Origin of the sequence: Bartonella sp. AP20NXHL (genome assembly GCF_042196165.1) — a bacterium.
GTDB lineage: Bacteria > Pseudomonadota > Alphaproteobacteria > Rhizobiales > Rhizobiaceae > Bartonella.
The window spans coordinates 19,623-39,889 of record NZ_JBHIPV010000012.1 but is presented as its reverse complement, the minus strand read 5'-3'; the positions used below and the strand labels follow the sequence as shown (position 1 = coordinate 39,889).

Annotated in this window: 18 protein-coding genes, 1 tRNA gene and 4 pseudogenes; 9 read left to right on the top strand and 14 right to left on the bottom strand. The window is 36.1% G+C overall.

The genetic code is table 11. The annotated features are described in order from the left end of the window. Positions 1–144: 144 nt before the first annotated feature. From ACFILL_RS07460 to ilvC, 4 genes are all read left to right on the top strand, one after another. Positions 145–537: a helix-turn-helix domain-containing protein gene (locus ACFILL_RS07460; RefSeq protein ID WP_375643587.1), complete on the top strand. Its 393-nt coding sequence runs from the start codon at positions 145–147 to the stop codon at positions 535–537. Positions 538–1,535: 998 nt separating this feature from the next. Next, positions 1,536–2,657 carry an ATP-dependent RecD-like DNA helicase gene (locus ACFILL_RS07455; RefSeq protein ID WP_375643588.1) on the top strand — a complete coding sequence of 374 codons (1,122 nt, stop codon included), beginning with the start codon at positions 1,536–1,538 and terminating at the stop codon, positions 2,655–2,657. An 85-nt stretch (positions 2,658–2,742) separates the two neighbouring features. Next, positions 2,743–3,477 (top strand): pyridoxine 5'-phosphate synthase, encoded by a 735-nt coding sequence (locus ACFILL_RS07450; RefSeq protein WP_273790748.1) that lies wholly within the window; start codon positions 2,743–2,745, stop codon positions 3,475–3,477. Between the two features lie 1,074 nt (positions 3,478–4,551). Continuing rightward, positions 4,552–5,571: a ketol-acid reductoisomerase gene (ilvC, locus tag ACFILL_RS07445; RefSeq protein ID WP_273790747.1), complete on the top strand. Its 1,020-nt coding sequence runs from the start codon at positions 4,552–4,554 to the stop codon at positions 5,569–5,571. A gap of 114 nt (positions 5,572–5,685) precedes the next feature. Here the strand turns inward: ilvC and ACFILL_RS07440 are convergent, their stop codons facing one another. From ACFILL_RS07440 to ACFILL_RS07425, 4 genes are all read right to left on the bottom strand, one after another. Further along, the gene (locus ACFILL_RS07440) at positions 5,686–7,077 is read right to left on the bottom strand and encodes an amino acid permease (RefSeq protein WP_273790746.1); all 1,392 of its coding nucleotides are present in this window, start codon (positions 7,075–7,077) and stop codon (positions 5,686–5,688) included. 1,015 nt (positions 7,078–8,092) lie between these two features. Further along, positions 8,093–9,493, bottom strand: coding sequence for an amino acid permease (locus tag ACFILL_RS07435; protein ID WP_273791432.1), 1,401 nt, complete (start codon positions 9,491–9,493; stop codon positions 8,093–8,095). A gap of 784 nt (positions 9,494–10,277) precedes the next feature. After that, positions 10,278–10,757 (bottom strand): LysE family translocator, encoded by a 480-nt coding sequence (locus tag ACFILL_RS07430; protein ID WP_375643589.1) that lies wholly within the window; start codon positions 10,755–10,757, stop codon positions 10,278–10,280. 150 nt (positions 10,758–10,907) lie between these two features. Continuing rightward, positions 10,908–11,516: a fumarylacetoacetate hydrolase family protein gene (locus ACFILL_RS07425; protein WP_375612032.1), complete on the bottom strand. Its 609-nt coding sequence runs from the start codon at positions 11,514–11,516 to the stop codon at positions 10,908–10,910. 533 nt (positions 11,517–12,049) lie between these two features. Between ACFILL_RS07425 and ACFILL_RS07420 the strand changes: the two genes are divergently transcribed. The 4 genes from ACFILL_RS07420 (at position 12,050) to ACFILL_RS07405 (ending at position 13,855) form a co-directional block, all read left to right on the top strand. Next, on the top strand, positions 12,050–12,337 hold the full coding sequence (locus ACFILL_RS07420) for a DEAD/DEAH box helicase family protein (protein ID WP_375643591.1): 288 nt from the start codon (positions 12,050–12,052) through the stop codon (positions 12,335–12,337). A 122-nt stretch (positions 12,338–12,459) separates the two neighbouring features. Continuing rightward, positions 12,460–12,582 (top strand): hypothetical protein, encoded by a 123-nt coding sequence (locus ACFILL_RS07415; protein WP_375643592.1) that lies wholly within the window; start codon positions 12,460–12,462, stop codon positions 12,580–12,582. 144 nt (positions 12,583–12,726) lie between these two features. Beyond that, positions 12,727–13,014 carry a hypothetical protein gene (locus ACFILL_RS07410; protein ID WP_375643593.1) on the top strand — a complete coding sequence of 96 codons (288 nt, stop codon included), beginning with the start codon at positions 12,727–12,729 and terminating at the stop codon, positions 13,012–13,014. Then, entirely contained in the window at positions 12,992–13,855 is an 864-nt protein-coding gene (locus ACFILL_RS07405; protein WP_375643594.1) for a hypothetical protein, read from the top strand. The genes ACFILL_RS07410 and ACFILL_RS07405 overlap by 23 nt, the downstream gene beginning before the upstream one ends. Positions 13,856–14,099: 244 nt before the next feature. On the opposite strand, the pseudogene ACFILL_RS07400 reads toward ACFILL_RS07405, so the two are convergent. The 10 genes and pseudogenes from ACFILL_RS07400 to ACFILL_RS07355 all read right to left on the bottom strand — a co-directional run bounded on the left by ACFILL_RS07400 (position 14,100) and on the right by ACFILL_RS07355 (position 18,822). Next, positions 14,100–14,775, bottom strand: a pseudogene (locus ACFILL_RS07400) (phage antirepressor KilAC domain-containing protein). A gap of 431 nt (positions 14,776–15,206) precedes the next feature. Next, a pseudogene (locus ACFILL_RS07395) lies at positions 15,207–15,748 on the bottom strand (hypothetical protein). Positions 15,749–15,751: 3 nt separating this feature from the next. Next, on the bottom strand, positions 15,752–16,072 hold the full coding sequence (locus ACFILL_RS07390; RefSeq protein WP_375643596.1) for a hypothetical protein: 321 nt from the start codon (positions 16,070–16,072) through the stop codon (positions 15,752–15,754). A gap of 166 nt (positions 16,073–16,238) precedes the next feature. Further along, positions 16,239–16,570 (bottom strand): annotated as a pseudogene (locus tag ACFILL_RS07385) (type II toxin-antitoxin system PemK/MazF family toxin). Further along, positions 16,570–16,827: pseudogene (locus tag ACFILL_RS07380) on the bottom strand (AbrB/MazE/SpoVT family DNA-binding domain-containing protein). Before ACFILL_RS07380 ends, ACFILL_RS07385 begins: the two co-directional pseudogenes overlap by 1 nt. Positions 16,828–16,953: 126 nt before the next feature. After that, on the bottom strand, positions 16,954–17,268 hold the full coding sequence (locus ACFILL_RS07375) for a hypothetical protein (protein ID WP_375643602.1): 315 nt from the start codon (positions 17,266–17,268) through the stop codon (positions 16,954–16,956). 171 nt (positions 17,269–17,439) lie between these two features. After that, entirely contained in the window at positions 17,440–17,769 is a 330-nt protein-coding gene (locus ACFILL_RS07370) for a hypothetical protein (RefSeq protein WP_375643597.1), read from the bottom strand. Positions 17,770–17,799: 30 nt separating this feature from the next. Further along, positions 17,800–18,030 (bottom strand): hypothetical protein, encoded by a 231-nt coding sequence (locus ACFILL_RS07365; RefSeq protein ID WP_273791439.1) that lies wholly within the window; start codon positions 18,028–18,030, stop codon positions 17,800–17,802. Then, the gene (locus ACFILL_RS07360) at positions 18,027–18,188 is read right to left on the bottom strand and encodes a hypothetical protein (protein WP_342753378.1); all 162 of its coding nucleotides are present in this window, start codon (positions 18,186–18,188) and stop codon (positions 18,027–18,029) included. Before ACFILL_RS07360 ends, ACFILL_RS07365 begins: the two co-directional genes overlap by 4 nt. Before the next feature lie 548 nt (positions 18,189–18,736). Continuing rightward, positions 18,737–18,822 (bottom strand) — tRNA-Leu (locus ACFILL_RS07355). A gap of 146 nt (positions 18,823–18,968) precedes the next feature. Between ACFILL_RS07355 and ilvA the strand changes: the two genes are divergently transcribed. Further along, positions 18,969–20,246 (top strand): threonine ammonia-lyase IlvA, encoded by a 1,278-nt coding sequence (gene ilvA / locus ACFILL_RS07350; protein ID WP_273791440.1) that lies wholly within the window; start codon positions 18,969–18,971, stop codon positions 20,244–20,246. Positions 20,247–20,267 lie beyond the last annotated feature (21 nt).

Below are 20,267 nucleotides of genomic sequence, written 5' to 3'. Positions count from 1 at the left end.
TTTAGAATTAGAGACCCTTTGGACCTCTGGTTTTGCTAAAAAACCACCCCGAAAAGAACTCTTGATTCGTAATAATTGAAGAAAATCATAAAAAGATTTGTTAGAATCAGAAGAAAATATTTCTTCTCTAATAGGACTTTTTATATGGTTACATCTTTTGGTAAAATTTTACGGAAACTTCGCATTGATCACTCCGAACGCCTCTTAGATATGGCTAAGAAATTAGACATATCTGTATCATTTTTATCTTCTGTCGAGATTGGCAAAAAATCTGTTCCTGTAGGACTGGAGGAAAAGATAATTGAACTCTATGCTTTAGATCAAGAGGTAGCAGAAATTTTGAGAAGAGCATCGGATTCTTGTCGCAAAAGTTTTACAATCAAGACTTCTGATCCGTTGAGACGTGAAGCTGTTGGTGAGTTTGTTAGAACTTTAAAAGATTTTTCACAAGAGGATTTAGAAGCATTCAAAACATTATTAGAGATGATTAGCGAAGCGCAAAGAAAAGAAAATGCTACTGTTGTAGACAAATGTTAGAAAATCCTATTCCCTAACTTTTATTTACGCGTCCCGTACTTTAAAAAAGATATATAAAATCAATTATCTATATAGATAAAAAGAGGTCTTGTTATTTCTAGCAATAAGAATAGTATTAATCAGTTAGTTTTTATAAACTTTAAAACATTGCGACAAAAAGAAAAAGTTTGACTCAGTTGATGGAGAATTGCGCTTTTCTCATATTCTAGAGGACGAACCTGAAGTGCTACGCTGGACATGAAACCATGTCCCAGTTTTCTTATAATAGACTACCAAGAAGGCCATACTTACGAACCATATTTTATTGTTGAAACAGAAAAAGTTCCATATTTGTGCGAGATAAAGCGTGCTTCATATAAGCGTGATGTCTCTCTTTATTCGTTGAGATATAACATATTTGTAGCATGAAGAGTAAATTTATTAAAATCATGATAAGAGGGAAATAGGAACCTTATAGGTGTATCATCATAGGATTAAGTCGTTTTGTTGAGAGCTATTTCTATTTTTGCCAAAAGGTTTTTGATATATTTATTATTATTTCGTAATAGTGGATGTACTTTATTTTTTATGTGCAAGAAAGCTGATTGATTGTGTAAAATAGCGTTCAAAAATTACATTATTCTTATCCTGTTAAGGACATTTTTTCTAGTGAGGGTTTTGCAATTGCAATGCTCTTTTTCTCATTCTAAATTTTGGTTAGAAAAAGCGTATAGAGGTGTTATTTTAAATTTAAGATATGCATCTTCCATTGTTGGTGTTACTGTTGTAAAAAATGATATTTTATTTGATACGCATAAAGTGTTACCAAGAAGATCGATGTATAGATAAAATTTAGATTGTTACAATATCTTGAAAAAGCAATGGGTAAATAATTGATAATTGTGCTACGAAAGTTGTTAGATGGGCGTGTATCAGCAATTCTTAATAATTTTTTTTTCTTGATAGTAGTTTTTTTTCAAAATACTGCTCTTTTTATGCAAATCTTATGTTGGTAAGCTATGCAGTTTTCACGGGAACAGGATAATGCATTGAAGGCTGTTGCCGCGTGGTTGAAGGAAGGGCGTTCTCCTCTTTTTCGCCTTTTTGGCTATGCGGGGACGGGTAAGACGACGCTTGCGCGCTATTTTGCAGAAACAGTTGATGGTTCTGTTCAGTTTGCTGCTTTTACAGGGAAGGCGGCGCAGGTTTTACGTTCTAAAGGTGCAAGCAATGCTTGTACGATTCATTCGCTGATTTATTGTCCACGTGGTGAAGAGGAAGTTTCCGATGAAATAACAGGAAAAAAGTCTATCGCTCCAACATTTACATTAAATCGAAGAAGTGCTGCTGCACAAGCTAAACTCATTATTGTTGATGAGTGTTCGATGGTCGATGAAAAATTGGCGCGTGATTTAATGAGTTTTCGGACGCCAATTCTTGTTCTTGGTGATCCAGGCCAATTGCCTCCTATATCAGGTGGAGGATTTTTTTCCAGTGGAGAACCAGATTTTCTTCTTTCAGAAATTCATCGGCAAGCGCGAGATAATCCGATTATACGTCTTGCTATGGACGTGCGTGAAGGACGCGATATTGCTTATGGTGACTATGGAGAAGCTTGTGTTGTTACACGTAAAGAAGTCAATCAACAATTGGTTTTGGATGCTGATCAGGTATTGGTGGGGGTTAATCGTACGCGCTACCTTTATAATCAGCGTTTGCGTGTGTTAAAAGGATTTACAGCAGATTATCCGCAAGCAGGAGATAAGCTGGTGTGTTTGCGAAATGATCCTATTAAAGGTTTGTTGAATGGCTCTTTATGGAAGGTGATGACTTCACAGAAGGAAACAGTTAAACCAAGTATTAATCTTCTTGTGAAACCAGAAGAAAGTGAGCGTGGGGTAGCAAAGATTAAACTTTTAAAAGCAGCGTTTGAAAACCCTGATCAAGAAATTTCATGGCAATTAAAAAAGCGATATGATGATTTTGATTATGGGTATGCATTAACGGTTCATAAGGCGCAAGGTTCTCAATGGAATAATGTCGTTTTGTTTGATGAAAGTTTTGCATTTCGTGATATGTATGCGCGCTGGCTTTATACGGGAATTACGCGCGCAGCAGAACGTTTAATGATTGTTCGATAGAAAAAAATATGTATATCATCTAAGTTTCAGATGGAAAATGCCTTTTTTCTATCTTGTTACACACTATAAAAAAATGGAAATGGGCATGGCGGTAAAACTTTCGGTTAATCTTAATGCTGTTGCTGTTTTGCGTAATCGACGTAATCTTCCGTGGCCAAGTATAACGAATATTGGGCATATAGCGCTTGCTGCTGGAGCAGCAGGTTTGACGGTTCATCCACGCCCTGATGAAAGGCATATTCGTTTTGCGGATTTGCCAGATATATACTGTTTAATCAAGAACGCTTTTCCTACAGCTGAGTTTAATATTGAAGGTTATCCCAGTGATCAATTTTTAGATATCGCTGAAAACTACGCGGATCAGATTACCCTTGTTCCTGATGATCCAGATCAGTCAACGTCTGATCATGGTTGGAATTTTGCTCATGATGCAGAATTTTTAGCACCTATTATTCAGAATTTAAAAAAAAGAAAGATTCGTGTATCCCTTTTTGCTAACCCTACTGTCGATGGTCTTGATATTGCTAAAGCAATGGGTGCTGATCGTGTGGAATTTTACACGGGACCTTACGGTGGTGCATTTCAGGACAAAATAAAACAAGTTCAAGAGCTCAATAAACTTGTTTTAGCAGCAAGAAGAGCAAAAGAGTTGCAGTTAGGTATGAATGCAGGGCATGATCTGACAATTATGAATCTTCCTGCTCTTGTCAAAAAGATTCCTTGGCTTGATGAAGTTTCTATTGGCCATGGGCTTATTGCTGATGCGTTGGAGTATGGAATGCATGAGACTGTTCAGCGTTTTATCCGATTATTATCGTAATCTTTTTTTCTCTATAAAAATTGGAAGAGAAATTTTTATAGAGGTTTGTCAATTTATCTTAAAAAACAATTTTATACATGTTTGAGATAAGTAGCACTATTAGCATACATTATAAAATATTCTATTTTCCTCTGTTTATTGGTAGCTTTCTATTTTTTGTGTTTTTTAGGGTATGAAATGCTTTTTGATATACCATCCATTATGAGGAAATTTTACCAAATCTACTTACTATAATTTCTTTGAAGGGAGAAGAAATAGGGTTTTGAAAGTATTTCCATTATAAAGGAGTGCGTAGGATTTTAATGGATCAATACACAAATTTTCTTGATATTTGAGCTCATTTTCGGGTTATCTGTAAATAGTATAACGTAAAATCTCCTTATGAGTAAGCTTAATGCAATAGGAGCTGTTAAATAGAATGATGATATCGACTTGTAGCTTTATAAAGTAAAGAGAGTGGTGTGCAATAAATCTTAGACTATTATAGGGGATTCTTGAAAAGGGCTCGAGCATATTAAAATTTTTTTATAAGGCGCCATAAATGGATAACATAATGGCCGTATGGGGGTGTTCTTTTTTGCGTGAGAAGCGTGGATATTAAAGAACGTAAAAAGTAAAAACATCCTCTCTATTATTCTAAAGATATTGTTGTATATGCTTTTGAAGGTTGTATTAAAACAATACTTGTTATTTTGTAATTTTTCTTGCTATCCATATTGATTTGGTTCATGTTAAAAATTGTATGTTGTATCTTAATTTTTAGAATATAGCGTTTTGTTGCACGATAGAAGAGTAGAATATTAGCTAAATTTTCTTTAGAAATCTTATTTTGTGTAATTATTATTTTTGTAGAATAGCAGTTGAAGTTATTTGGGGATCTGTATATGTTTTAGGAATGTTTGGGGATTACAGTTTTTTCTATGCAATATGTAAACTTTAAAATTATTCAATTGCTGTGTTTTTATAAGCGGTGTTTTTTGTCTTTATAAGTGTGTGATGCACTAAAGATAATGTTTCTTATTTAATAAAAATAATCTGAAATCCAGTTTAAATAGAGAAAGAAGGAATTTTTTTATGCGTGTTTATTATGATCGTGATGCGGATGTTAATCTCATTAAAGGGAAAAAAGTAGCCATTGTTGGTTATGGTTCTCAAGGGCGTGCGCACGCTTTAAACTTGAAAGATTCCGGTGTTAAAAATGTGCAAATAGCTTTGCGTTCAGGGTCGGAAACAGTTAAAAAGGCTATGGCCGATGGTTTTGAAGTGGTGAGTGTTGCTGAAGCAGCAAAATGGGCAGATCTCATCATGATGGCAACACCAGATGAATTGCAAGCTGATATTTATAAGGAACATATTCATGATCATTTACGCGACGGGGCAGCAATTGCTTTTGCTCATGGTTTAAGTATTCATTTTGGCTTGATTGAACCTAAAAAAAACGTTGATATTGTGATGATTGCTCCTAAAGGTCCAGGTCATACAGTTCGTAATGAATACCAACGGGGTTGTGGTGTTCCTTGTTTAATAGCGGTGGCGCAAGATGCTTCAGGACATGCACATAATGTAGCATTGTCTTATGCATGTGGACTTGGTGGTGGACGTGCTGGGGTGATTGAAACAACATTTAAAGAAGAGTGCGAAACTGATCTTTTTGGTGAACAAGCGGTTCTTTGTGGTGGTCTTGTTGAATTGATTCGAGCAGGTTATGAAACACTAACGGAAGCAGGTTATGCACCGGAAATGGCTTATTTTGAGTGTTTGCATGAGGTTAAACTGATTGTTGATCTCATGTATGAAGGGGGCATTGCAAATATGAATTATTCGATTTCTAATACAGCTGAATGGGGTGAATATATGTCTGGTCCACGTGTGATTACGGAGAAAACCAGAGCAGAAATGAAACGTATATTGAAAGATATTCAAACGGGTAAATTTACATCGAATTGGATTCAAGAATATAAAGCTGGTGCTGCTCATTTTAAAAGTATGCGGCGTTTAAATGATAATCATCCTATTGAAGAAGTTGGTAAAAAACTTCGTTCTATGATGCCTTGGATAAAATCGAATGCTTTGGTTGATAAAGAGCGTAATTGAAGATTCTACAGAGATATTTTGTCAATAGCTTTTATAATTTTATAGATAAATATCAAAAAAGGGTAACTTTAGTTACCCTTTTTTATATGTTTTTTGTAATATAAGCTTTATTTTTTAATTTTTTGCATAATTCTTTTTCCCAAAAAGAAAGTATACAATTCCTAAAAATATGAACCATGCTGGAGTGTATTTTAAAGCTATGGCAGTGTCAGCTTCTAATGACAGTAAATAGATAATGAATGCAAAGAAAACAAGAAGCGCCCAACACATAACAACACCTCCTGGCATTTTATAAGGAGAGACAGTATGCTGGAGAGGACGATTGCGGCGATAGATGATATAGCTGATCAAAATGATAGACCATACAAATATAAACAAAGTTGCGGCAATTGTCGTAACAATTGTAAAAGCAGCTATGAGTGTTTGAGATAACGATACAACGGCATAACCAAATAAGATGCATATACATGAAAAGAATAATGCGTTGGCTGGAACGTGGTTACGAGAAAGTTTTCCTAAAAATTTAGGAGCACCTTTTTGTGTTGCTAGCCCATATATCATACGGCTGGTAGAAAAAATTCCACTATTTGCTGAAGATGCGGCAGCTGTGAGGACAACAAAGTTCATCAAACCTGCAGCAGTTGGAATACCAATAAGTGCATACATTGTTACAAATGGGCTTTTTTCTGGACTGATTTGATCCCACGGCGTCACAGACATAATCACAAGAAGAGAGAATATATAAAAGAATACAATGCGGATTGGTATTGAATTAACAGCCTGTGGTAAAGCTTTTTGAGGCTCTTTTACTTCAGCAGCAGCTGTTCCAGCGAGTTCAATGCCAACAAAAGCAAAAATAACAATTTGAAATCCAGCAAAAAAGCCTGTAATTCCTCGCGGAAAAATATTCCCACCGTTCCATATATGGCTAAGAGAAGCAACCGTACCGTTTGGAGAGACAAAACCGGTAAAGATCATATAAAATCCTACAACGATTAGGACTAGAATTGCTACGATTTTGATAAAACCAAACCAAAACTCAAGTTCGCCAAATAGTTTTACGGCGACGAGGTTAAGAATTAAAAAGGACATAAGACCAATTATAACAGGAATCCACGGATTGAGCTCAGGCCACCAAAAGTGTGTGTAAGTGACAATAGCAATAATTTCAGCAGTTCCAGTGACAATCCAACACAACCAATATGTCCAGCCGATAAAGAATCCGGCACATGGCCCTAGAAGATCGGTTGAGAAGTCAATAAAAGATCGGTATTGTGTATTAGAAAGCAATAACTCTCCCATAGCACGCATGACAAAGTATAGAGCACAACCAATAATTGCATAAACGAGTAGAATTGAGGGGCCTGCTACACTGATTGTTTTTCCTGATCCCATGAAGAGACCTGTTCCAATCGCTCCACCAAGGGCTATAAGTTGTATGTGTCGGTTATGTAGTCCACGTTGCAATTTCTTCTTAGGTTTTTTTTCTAAATTTTGTTTGTTCATTTTTGGGGAGTTCTCCTTAGTTATTTTTAAATAAAAATTACCCTAAAAAAGGTAATTCCTTCTATCGGAACACGCTATGGTTAAGGAGTAAAGGAATTTTTTTCTATGACTATATGTGAATAAAGCAAAAACATTATTAACTAATGGAATAATTATTTTATATATAAGAAACAAAAGATAAATTGTATTATATTTTTTTGATTTTTTATGTTTTATACATAAGTTATATATATAATATATAATATAATTTATATTATATATTATTATTATTTGTATATAAATAATAATTTATATTTATGTATATTTATTTATAGTAATTTATTGTATAAATATCTTTATATTTAAAATTATTTATTAATGTAGATTTTTATATATAGAAAAATATAAATAAAATTGTAAATTTATTAAATATAAAACTTTACATATAAAGAAAATAAGTTTAAGTAGTTAAACTATTATTTTAAATATGAAAAAACATATTTAAAATTTATCTTTAAGTATTTATATTTAAAATTTATTACAAATAGAAAAATATTTTCATAGAATCTTTTTTTATTGCAGATAGCTATTAAGATATATTCTGTTTAGAGCTATATTTTTAATTTTGATAAAAAATTGAATATAAATTTTTTTTGGGGGGGAAGTTTTAGATAAAATCTCATGTTTTATTAGTAAACAATGTCAGTGAAGTTTATAGAGAATTCTTTACAGAATAGCTCGTTCTTATCCTATTATACAGTAAAGTACTGTTGTGTAGAGTAGTGATATAAAGCATATAACATTTTACACATTAAGTATTTTTAGAATGGGTGGTGAGTGTTCAGGGCAGGGCTAGCCCATAGAGCCTTATGTAGGTGAACCATATAAATGATCAGCAGCATTCCCCCTTAATAAGCCGGATTGTTTACAAACCGGTGCCGGTAGGAATCGTCGTTTTTTGATGTTTGGGGAGGAGGTTAAGTAGAAAAAGGGTAACTAAAATTACCCTTTTTTGAGATGTTTTTATGTATAGACTTTATTTGTTACCTTGAGTTATTTTTTTCTTTACAAACATAAAATACATTATACCCAAGAAAACAAACCAGAATATACTATATTTTAAGGCTAGTAGAGTATCAGCTTCTAATGTCAACAAATAGAGCATGAAAACAAAGAAAACTAAAATTATCCCACACATGACAACACCTCCTGGCATTTTATAAATGGATTCAGCGTGTAGATGAGGGCGATTGCGACGATACACAATATAGCTAATCAAAATTACAGACCATACGAATAAAAATGCAATAGCTGAAATGCTTGTCACAATTGTAAAAGCACTTATGAGGCTTGGAGAGAGTGAGGCAATTGTATACCCTATTAAAATACATAAACAGGAAAAGAATAGAGCATTGGCTGGAACATGGTATCTGGAAAGTTTACCTAAAATTGGAGGGGCACCTTTTTGTGTTGCAAGCCCATATATCATACGGCTGGTAGAAAAAATACCACTATTTGCTGAAGAGGCAGCTGAGGTGATAACGACAAAGTTTACCAAGCCAGCAGCTATCGGAATGCCTGCAAGCCAAAACATCGAGACAAAGGGGCTTTTATCTGGAACAATTTGATCCCAAGGTGTGACAGACATAATTACAGCGAGAGAAAAAATGTAAAAGAGTACAATACGGACCGGTATTGCATTAATTGCTTTGGGGAGAACTTTTTTAGGTTCTTTTACTTCAGCAGCGGTTGTTCCAGCAATTTCTATACCAACAAAAGAAAAAATGGCAATTTGAAATCCAGCAAAAAAACCTGTCATTCCTCGCGGAAAGATATTGCCATCGTTCCATACGTGATTGAGAGAAGCAACCGTACCATTGGGAGAGGTAAAGCCCGTAACGATCATATAAAATCCCACAACAATTAATGCTAAAATTGCGACGACTTTGATAAGACCAAACCAGAATTCAAGTTCACCGAATAGTTTCACGGCAAAGAGGTTAAAGATTAAAAAGACACTAATGCAGGTAAAAACGGTAAACCATGGATTGAGTGTTGGCCACCAAAAGTTCATATAAGTGATGATGGCAATAATGTCAGCAGCTCCAGTTACAACCCAGCTCAACCAATAGCTCCAGCCAACAAAGAAAGCTATTCCCGGTCCTAGCATATCAGTTGAAAAATCAATAAGAGATCGGTATTGTGAATTAGAAAGCAACAATTCTCCCATAGCACGCATGACAAAGTATAGAGCAAAACCGATAATAGCATAAACGAGTATGATGGAAGGACCTGCTACACTAATTGTTTTTCCTGCCCCCATGAAGAGACCTGTTCCAATAGCACCACCAATGGCTATAAGTTGTACATGTCGGTTGTGTAGTCCACGCTGCAACTTATTCTGAGAATTATCTTTTAAATTTTGTTTGTAGCTCATTTTTTGGGGGTTCCCTTTAATTATTTTGAGATTAAATTACACTAAAAAAGCATTATTTCGTATCGAAGCATGATATAAATGAGGTGTAAAGGAAAAAAACGTTTTTTATGATTTTGTGTGGATAAAGAAAAGAATATGTTTTAGGAATATGCTTTTGAAAAAAGAGAATGTTGTCCTCTTAAATAACGTAACAGATATTTGAATAGGGAGCTTTTTTTGTTATTAATAACAAATAAATTGTTCATTAAAAGACGTGGGGCTTTTAAAATTATTTCAGAAAGTTGTCAGGAGTTTTTATAATTTTTTGAAACTTATTATTTGTAATCAGTGCATTATTTATTATTATTCATAATGGTGAGAGTTTTACTTTTTGCTCAAATAGCACTCGAGAGTTCTCATCTTAGTTTAAGAAACAATTTTTAATGGAAAATTAAAATGATTTTTAAAATCATTTTTTTGTTTGTATGGTGCTATCATAAATCAAAAAGTTACTTTTGTTTCATAAACGAAAAGAGGAATATCATAGCTTATTTTTTTAAAAGTGATGAATAAGGATTTTGTTTAGATATTGGTAACATTTTATAAAATGTTGCGAGAAACTCACATTGTTTACACAAACGTCCTTGAGAGTATGATAAAGAAATGCAACGTAATTCAGTTATATAAAGAAAAAAAGAACTGGGGATTGTATAAGCTCTGTTAGAGATTGAGCTATTCATAGTGAGAGACAGAATCAGGAAAAGATTGCTCTATTAACTTTACAATTTGTTATCAAAAGATAAAACTATCCAAAGAAAATGAAAAAAGAAAACAGAGATAAAACTGTTCCTGTCGCAATGTTAATCGAGCCTTTTACTCGCTGCTTTTTTAAGGCGGTACTGGCAAATGATATAAAAATGGTCATTAAAGTAAACCATGCAAAGATGTTGAAAGAATGTATTGTGACAAGTTCAAAACCTTTTTTAATGCTACCTCCAGAAGCTAAGAATTTTGGAAAAGCTGCTATGTAAAATATAGATACTTTGGGGTTTAGTATTTGTGTCAGAAAACCGTCCATATAGCTGGTTAAAAGCTTTGTTTCACTCGTAGCATGCTTTTCATTCGTTGAACTTCTTTCTTTTGAATTTAAGCTGTGTATTCCAGATTTAATTGATTTAAAGCCCATGTATAATAAATAGCTGCTACCTATGAGTTTTACTAAAAAAAACAGCGTTTTGTTGTTGAGAATGAGCGCTGATACACCTAGGTGTGGAAAATGCCCCATGCACATATGTTGCTGTACACAATCCTAAAACGTTTACAAATGCGTTCTTTCTTCCCAATCTCGTTGCATTATCGATGATAAGGGCCATATTCGGCCCCGGTGAGATGACTAAAAAAAATGAAACAATGAAAAAGGTCAGTATTTGATGATTCATTTTACTTTTAGCTCTGAAATTAATTGATTTTCGAGATACAATTCTATTCTGTCAAACTGAGAAAGTTTTCCGACACCCTGTGGAGTGCCTGTGTATATGAGATCACCACGTCTTAGCTGAATGTAGTGACTTAAAAATGAGATTATCTTCTCAAAGTTAAAGATCATATTTTTCGTATTGCCAACTTGTCTTGTTTCGCCATTTAACTTCATTGCAAAGGTTATTGGGTTGTTTATTTTTTCCTTGTTTATGAAGTCAGAGACGTATGCGGCGCCTTTAAATCCTTTCGATAAAAGCCAAGGAAGCTTTTTTTCTTTCAGTTTTGTTTGCAAATCCCGCGCTGTGAGATCAAGACCTATTGCTACGGCATCATAGCATTCTTCTGCTTCTTCCTCCATGATCATGAAAGCGTCCTTTGAGATTTTGAGCACAATTTCGGTTTCAAAATGTATTTCTTTGGAAAAATTAGGGAGATAAATTTCATTGCCTAAAACGAGTGAACTTTTTGGCTTGCTAAAGATAACGGGTTCATCTTCAACAACATTACCTAGTTCATGAACATGTTCAACATAATTGTATCCAACACAGTAGATGTCATTTATCATGGGAGCCCTCCAAATTTTTCATTTTCTCTTTGTATAGGCAAGAGAAAACTTTGCAAACAACATTTTTTCTTATATCGCGTTTTGCGTTTTCTGAAAAAGAAGCATTGTGTGGGTTGATGACTAACCATGATGACAGTTCTTCGCATTGGCTCTCTTTTGAAGAGTGCCCAATCTTATAGTCTTTGAGATTATTTTAATTTTGATTGCCAATTTCCTGAAATGATTTTATTACTTAAAGAGTGATTTTGGTCGTCTACGCAGCGATCAGTAGGGGTTGAAAGCCCTAAAGTTCGATCATAAATGAGCCCACTCTGTGGGTGTCTCGGAATTATGGGATATTTTTCTATGTCTAGGTGCGATGAGCACTAAAAGTAAAAAAAAGCTCACTCGAACTCAGTACTTTCAGGCTCTCGGAATACTAATGCGAGGGTGCTCGCACTCAGCGGGGGGAGCTTAAGAGTGAAAAGCAAAAGGCTACATTTTAACGACATTTCTATAGGCAAAAAATTCGCTTTCAAAGAACAATGCTGGGAATGTCGCAAAAGCAATTAGGGCATCAATTAGGGGTAACTTTTCAACAAATCCAAAAGTATGAGAAAGTCTCTAAGGGTTTAAAAGAAGCAGACCGTGGCAAACTTATTGTGGCATGTGGAACGGAGAAGATTTTTACCATCTTTAAGATAGCAGAACAAATAACTAGAACTGGCAAGCGTGTTTTGTTTTTCGTGCCTTCCCTAGCTTTGATGTCACAAACGATAAGAGACTGGACACGCTATACAGAAGTGCCGTTTCGTTCCTTTGCGGTGTATTCTGATACATAAGTTGGCAAGCATCGAAAAACAAAGATGCTGTTGTCGAACTTGATGTTTCAGATCTTGCTCTATCAGCTATCAACTGATGTTCAAAAGCTTTGAAAAAAACAAATAAAGTCTTAGCGAATGCAATGACCGTGGTGTTTGCTACTTACCAATTAATCCAAGTGATTGCGGATGCGCAAAAGAAATACGGTTTACCAGAATTTGATCTGATCATTTGTGAAGCAGTACAGGCTAAGGCAGTAAGGTAGAACCTTTGGTTGTAGAAGCCAAGGGAAGTAGCTGAGACTGCGAAGTCGACAGCGGAAGAAGCGAAGAGTGTTGCGGAGCAAGCAAAGGAAGAAGCTGATACGACGAAGCAAGGGCTTGGAGAGGTCAAGAGTTCATTAGACACGGTGACAGCAACGACAAATTCTGCGAATACAGCCGCCTCTGAGGCAAAAGTGTTAGCAGAAGAAGCAAAGAGTGCATTGACAGAAGTTCAAGAGAAGGCACAGAGGAACAGTGACAGTCTTTCTGAACTTCAAAGTAAGGTAGGTTCTCTTTCTACTAATTTTTTAGAGGATGTGCGTTTTAATCAACCTGACAGAATTCTGGAAGCCGATCCGGAAAATAGAAAAGGTCTTGTGATCAATAACGGTGCATGTTTTCGCGTTCATCATGGTGGTGAGAATTGGGGGTAGGTTCCTCTTTTACCACGTTCCAGGGCGTGGAAGGCTGTCTTTTATCGAAGATCCTGAAGCAGGAAAGGATTATTATATATATCTCATCTTAAAAGATCAGACGAATGAGATATCCTTTGAAATTTCGCAAAATCCGACAGCTCCTAATGGCTATACAGAGGAGCATTCTGAAAAGATTGGTGGGTTTCATACGCTATGTGCGGATGTTGGTGAGATTGAAGATCATCTCTTATCGGGTTATCAAGCGGGGGATGTTTTGCCCAATTCTATTTGGTGTTTAAATCACCGTCCACGTAGTGCCCCAGAGGGAATGGTTTACAATCCGTGGCATAATATTTGGGTTGATATTTATCTTCAATCAGGGACAGGTGTAAATGCAAAGTCGGCATATGGTGTTCCGATTACGATCAATCGTAGCTATGCAGATCATGCCTTTGATTTTTGGTCTGTTAATAAGAGATTTTTGACGAGTGATGAGTTCGCGTCTTGCATGTGTGGAATCAATTCGGGAACCAGTATTATAGGCAATAAAGCGCCTTCTCCCAAAACGTCTGGAGGACACGTTGATACAGAAAATTGTCGTATGATTTCGTATATCGGTTGTGAGGATGGTTGCGGTTATGTTTGGCAATATTTGTCTGGTTGTTATCCAGTGACTAAATGGCATACAGGAGAACAAGGAAGCAGTTTACGTGTAGACATAAATGTTATATTGGGAGGAGGCGATTGGACTGGTGGCTCTAACAATGATCATCTTGTACGGAATTTTGCGCATTCTCGTTATGTAGAAGATGAAAAAATAGGCGCCCGTGGATGTAGCGAGCCACTTTATTATAATTAGCGCGAGATTGATTAGAACATCATTTTATCCAGCCCCACTTTTGTGGGGCTTTTTTTATGGAGCGTCAGATGAGAAAGATATCGAAAGAAGGATTGGCACTTCATCTTGAAGTTTTAAAATCAAAGCTTTTTCTACTAAACTCATGATGTCAACCAGAGCAGTACAATCTTATCACTCATATTTTCATGTCTAGAAAATTGAGATAATGCCATCCATAAATCGCATAAGAAGTTAGTATTTACCTTCATTGCACACCTCCATGGATTCGTTCTCTCAAACATGCCAATCCTTTAGGTGTGATTTTTGTTGAAGGCAGCACCTTTTCTGTTCCATCCGGTTTTTGAATGGTGATGGCAGAACAGTCTATGAAGCCTTTTTTGATTTTATCCTGATTAAGGTAACAATGGACCACTCGGAGCACGTCGATACACCCAATCATTTTTACGCAAGTAATCTGTTAAATCCTTTGGTCTTATCTCCAACATCTTCGCGGCTTCAATCAAACCAAACAAACCATCAGAGCGTTTTAAGCCTTCTAAAGCTTTTGCTTTTAGTGCTAATTCTGAAATAACATGGTCTTTCTGCTCAATTTGATTTTGTAGATGATTTAAGGCGCCAAGTAATACTTCGGGTTTGGAGTAATCAATTTGTGGAATAGCTACTTGTCTTTCCAACTCTTTCCAACGGTCAATTATCTTTGCTCGTAAGGCAGTGCTGTAACTAGAAACAAGAATTAAGCATTCACGCTTTGGCAGGTTATAACAAGGGCGGCTTTCACCTTTGTTATCAAGGTAGTGCCCACCAAAATCAACCTCCTCAAATTTGAGGGCGTTAAGTTCTTCAAGCGTTTTCTTGATGTCACGCATAATATTGTCATGCCTTTTGCCACATAATTCAGTAATTTTAATAATGGTATTCATAAAGAATTCTTAGATGTTAGACGTTCCTTAATGACATTCTAAAAGAGTGCTGGGCGCTAAAAAACACGGCATCTAGTCCGTCGTTACGCCTTTCCCCGAAGGGTGTTATATGGCATCACCATACCCGACAAAGCTATTATATGCATGTAGCAACAATGAGTTAAGTGTACAATGTACAGTCAAATTGAAAATTCTGTCGCTAGCGATAGTTCGCACTAGTCTGCCCGCAACGAAGCCAACCCGCTGGGAAGTACATTTTGCATTGATTTTATTGACTTTTTTATGAAAAAACAAAGCATAAGTGATAATCTGTTTTTAAAATTGCAATAAGAATATGTAATTCCTAAACTCATAAGGATATGGAATATATAGATAAAGTTTAAGAACATAATCTAGCTTTTCTTGTTGGCAGCGTATTCATGATGAGCAAGTTAGTTCTGTATATTGGCAATTAATCTCTCATTGGCTTTTTTACAATAGCACTTGCAATCTCTGTCTTTGACATGACCTCAGAAGTTGAGGGTCCCTCTTGTTTTGCAATGGGGAATTGATCTCCATCCGCTCTTTGAAAAACATTACCATTCAGCTTTTTTAACTCAACACGCTTTGGAAAACTCTCACCTTTGATAAAAGCATGGGGTAAGATTTGTTTTTTTTCAAACAGTTGTGTAAGTCACGCCACGTTTTGTTCTTTTACTTTAAAAAATTTAAGAGGTATCGGTGTTCCAGAACCAATGATATCTGTCTCAAGAAACCTTGCTGTTGCCTTTTCTTTAATATAAACACCTCTTCTTATACGCTTTATTTGGGCTGATGAGATGTCTGCAACTTGCTTTTCAGTAAAGCGTTCAACTTGTTTTGCTGCAGTGTTTAGAGCATTACGCAGAGCCCAATTAAGGCGTGGTGCTTGAAGGTTTGTGAAGGTATCTTTTACCTGTTGAAGATACCATTTTTGGTGGATGATTAACTTCAACTTCTAAGCCTTTTTTGGGGTAGGTGTTGATGATTGAGAGACCTTAGATGCTTTTGGCTGTTCGAGTGGAATTTCCTCTGTCACTGGTTCAGACGATGTTTGTACGGCTTCTTGTTTTATCTGCTTAATTTGTTCAACTGTCTTGTCTGTTTTTGCTGTTGTCTTGACTCCAATAAAAGGTTTTACAGCATTAGCGCGCTTGAGACGTGCGTAGACTTGATTGGAAATTTCAACAAATGGATTATTGGGTGTTGATGGTTCAAAGCGAACAGTGCTTTTATTGTCGCCAACAACACACATTGGCTTAGTGATGACAGCTTTCATTATGGCTCCTTTTGAGTCATAATTAATGACATCATTAGTCAATTATTGATTTTTATTCTGTGAAAAATTGATTAGCCGATTGTCAACAGAAAAAATCATGATCTTATGCTTTTTTACTTTTTACCTAAAGTTGGTGTTTTTAAACATAAAAAAGTGTAGAAAAAATTCAAGTAAGAAATGTTGATAACCTTGCTAAGACTTCATCCATAATTATATATGGAATAGTTTCCATTCTTTTTCCATTACGCGCTACTATATCTAAAGCACGCGGTTGGTCGCAGCGTATCACACCTGTTGTATGCAGCTCTGTTCCCACCAATGAAATAGCAAAATCTGCTGTTCTAGCAAAATTTTCTCCACTCGTAATGGGCAAAACAATGGGTGTTTTGTTAAATGATTAAACGCCTCCGGTGATACAATCAGTACAGGACGCGTTCCTTTTTTCTCATAAACAGAAGTTGGGTCAAGCGATACAAACCAAATTTCACCTCGCTTCATTACAAGAGCTCTCTGCCAGCAGGTTTAGCATCAAACCACTCTACATCTTTATCCGCAAAATCGTCTGAAGGATTACATTGGGCTAACAATTCTTCAAGAGTGTAATTTTGCGATATCTGTGGTTTCACAACCAATTATCCATTGTCAATAACCAAACCCACTTGCATATTTTCAGTAAGATGAAGAACATCAATCAATGCAGGCGGTATAGAGAGTATAACTGATCCTCCAACTTTACGTAATTTTGTTGTGTGCATAAAACGCCCTCTCTAATATTATATAAAAATATAACATAAAGCCCATGATTCAATAGCTTTTTATGCTTTTGTGTAAAATGTTTAAGAAGCGCATTTAGAGCAATACGCAATATACTCTGAATAAAGTCAATATTTTTTTATCTCTCTGCTTATCTCGTCTATAAGAGGTTTGTAATTGAGAACGCTTTTCGGAATAGTACCATCGTAAACCCATGCTTTTACTTGCGCTTTGGTACTAAAATCCGCATTCTTAGGTGTTTTGTAATACTGACCACCATCAAACTTTGCACACTCTCTTGTGCCGTCTTCATATTCGTAGAGGTTGTAAAGATACTCCTCTGCTCCGTCCCCCCCATAGTGCATATCCAGCGCCGTTGCAGCAAATCTCTTTCGCATGGGCTGTTTACGGTTTTTTAAGAATAGATGTTTTAAAATGAATATGCTTTAATCCTAATTTTACAAATTTGTCTATTTGCCTCAAATTTGATCGTACAGAGCGTTTTATAGGATAGGTTTTTTATCATAAAATCTTTAAATTGCTCTGTACGGTGCCATTTTTTCGATTTAAATGCACATCCAATCACAAAACGATCAGCAATTTTCACTAGTTTACTAACCTGCAATGTTTTTCAATGTTCCCCCAAGACCATTTAAAATCCCTTCAAGCTTTTGCTTTTCAACCAACGCGAGTGGTCTTGAATTCTCTCTCATTGCCTTTTCTTTCAGTCTTTTTTCACGGGTGTTCAAAACAGCCTTGCGTACTAGATTGGCTTTCGTCAAAAGACTATTTTCCAAATCACGACATAAGCTTACTAACTCACGAGAGCTTGGAAAAAACGTATCCGATAAACCTTCTAACTCATCGCATAAAGTCCGTTTAACCGTTTTTATCAGTGACCACGCAGAAACACTTTCCAAAACCATTCCATAGGTAAGCGCCATACCTTCATGATCTGCCTGTTGCGAAATTTTTCAACCACACGAAAGCATCCGAATTGCTTTAGCTATGTCCTTTTTGCTCGCTTTTATTGAAAACAATTCGTGAAGTTGATCACAAGCATCTAAGGCAATCGTTTCCTGCTGTTGTGTCAATGCACGGCCACTCTTCAAAACCAAAGGAAACTCCGGAGCTATCATCTCGTGAATGTGTTTTAAAGTGACCTCGAGACCCGATATCAAGGGTGCTGTCTGAGATGCGTTCACCAACGCTTTTTTGCCTTTGAGAGTGATTTTCCATAGTTTTTTCCTTTCCCTAAATCCTCGATAGCTTTTTGCACCCAATTGCGCCACGTTGCTTTCCAATCCGTTTTGCGTGCATCCTTGCGTGCTCTAGATTTCCAGTAATCTCGAAATTTTGCCATTTCGACTTTCACACGCTTTGGAGGCAAACCCTCTTTGATTGCGAAATCATAAACAGATTCGAAATCATCAGGGATACGACAGCCACGGTCATTTCTAACCCATTTCGCTTTTCTTCATATTATCTTACTCCTGTTAAGAGTGTGAATGTGCTGCTGGTGTTGGAGAAATATTAGGGTTGATTATAAGGCGTTTGTTAGATGCAAATGACCTCGAAGAAGAGCTTAAGCATTACAAATCAGTTACAACAGAAGCTAAGCGAATTTTACCAAGCTCTGTTGTGAAAGCTGCTTAACGTTAAAAACACGACTCATTTCTTCATCCTCAAGGATGAGGAGATCAAGATTAACTGCCTCTCCATCCTAAAAGACAAGGAGGAGGTCAACGTGCTAAAAAGGTACCTCAAAAAGCAGCAATGATTCGTATTTTAGCATCATCGCTGTACCGTCTGATAGCGTTATAATAAAGTTGCGAAAGGTGGTTTAGAAGGTGCTTTAATTTTTGTTGATTTTTAATAAATCATTGGAAAATAAGAGAGATTAAGATACAATGGTGCGGACGGCGGGACTTGAACCCGCAAGGTCTTCGACCGGCAGATTTTAAGTCTGCTATGTTTACCGTTTTCATCACGTCCGCGATGTGAGTTCTCTCATAAGCTATATCTTTTATTGAATCAAGAATTAATGACAAAAGAAACATTTTTCATTTTTTAGTGAAATTTTGACTGACAATAGTTTCCTTTATCGATAGAAAAAGCTTTTATAATGTAAATAAAGCGTGAAATGATTAGTGTTATGAGTCAATTTATTCAAGACGTCACAAAAGCTATGGTGGGATTGCATCACGTGTTTGCTGAAACACCACTTCAAAGAAATGATTTTCTTAGTCAAAAGTATGATGCAGAAATTTATTTAAAGCGTGAAGATTTAACACCGGTGCGGTCTTATAAGATTCGTGGTGCTTTCAATTTTGTTTCAGAAATGCTTAGCTGTATATCACCAGATTCTGCATTTGTTTGCGCTTCAGCGGGGAATCACGCGCAAGGGGTTTCTTTTGTTTGTCGTTATTTTAAACGTAAAGGCGTGATTTTCATGCCCATGACAACGCCACAACAAAAAATTGAAAAAACACGTATTTTTGGCAAAGAATTCATTGATATTCGTTTGATTGGTGAAACATTTGATCAATGTTATGAAGCTGCGCAATCCTTTGTCGTGGAGAGCGGTGGTGTAATGGCTCCACCTTTCGATGATATTCGCATTATTACAGGGCAGGCAACAGTGCTTTGTGAAGCTGCTTTACAATGGAAAAAACTCAATGGAGAAAGTGAGCCAGATTTGATGATTGTGCCGGTAGGGGGCGGTGGTTTGGCAAGTGGAGTGAGTAAGTTTTTACATGAATATGGTTGGAAAACAAAGATTCGTTTTGTTGAGCCGCAAAGAGCTGCAAGTTTGCTTGCTTGTTTGGAGAGTGGAAAACGCGTTAAGCTTGAAAGCATTGACACTTTTGTAGATGGTGCTGCTGTGGCTGAAATTGGTGCACTAAACTATACAATTCTAAAGAAATTTCCCGCTGATTCTGTCATTACGGTTCCTGAAAACCGCGTTTGTTCTACGATGGTTGAAATGCTTAATGTGGAAGGTGTGGTTCTTGAACCGGCTGGTGCTTTATCGATTGATGCGCTTAACAGTATTCCTCCTCAAGAGTTAAAGGGGAAAAAAATTCTTCTCGTTATTTCAGGAGGTAATTTTGATTTTGAGCGTTTGCCAGAAATTAAAGAGCGTTCTTTACGTTTCCAAGGGTTGAGAAAATATTTTATTTTTAGTTTTCCGCAACATCCTGGTGCATTGCGTCATTTTCTTTCCACATTATCACCAGATGATGATATTGTGCGTTTTGAATATCTTAAAAAATCAGCGAGAAACTTTGGTTCTGTATTGGTTGCGATTGAAACAAAAAAATACGGTAATTTTTGTCTTCTAGAGGAAAAATTTCAAACGTTAGGTTGGCGTTATCGTGATATTACTGATGATCAAACGTTATTTGATTTTGTTATTTGAGAAACTGAAATTTTACTAAAA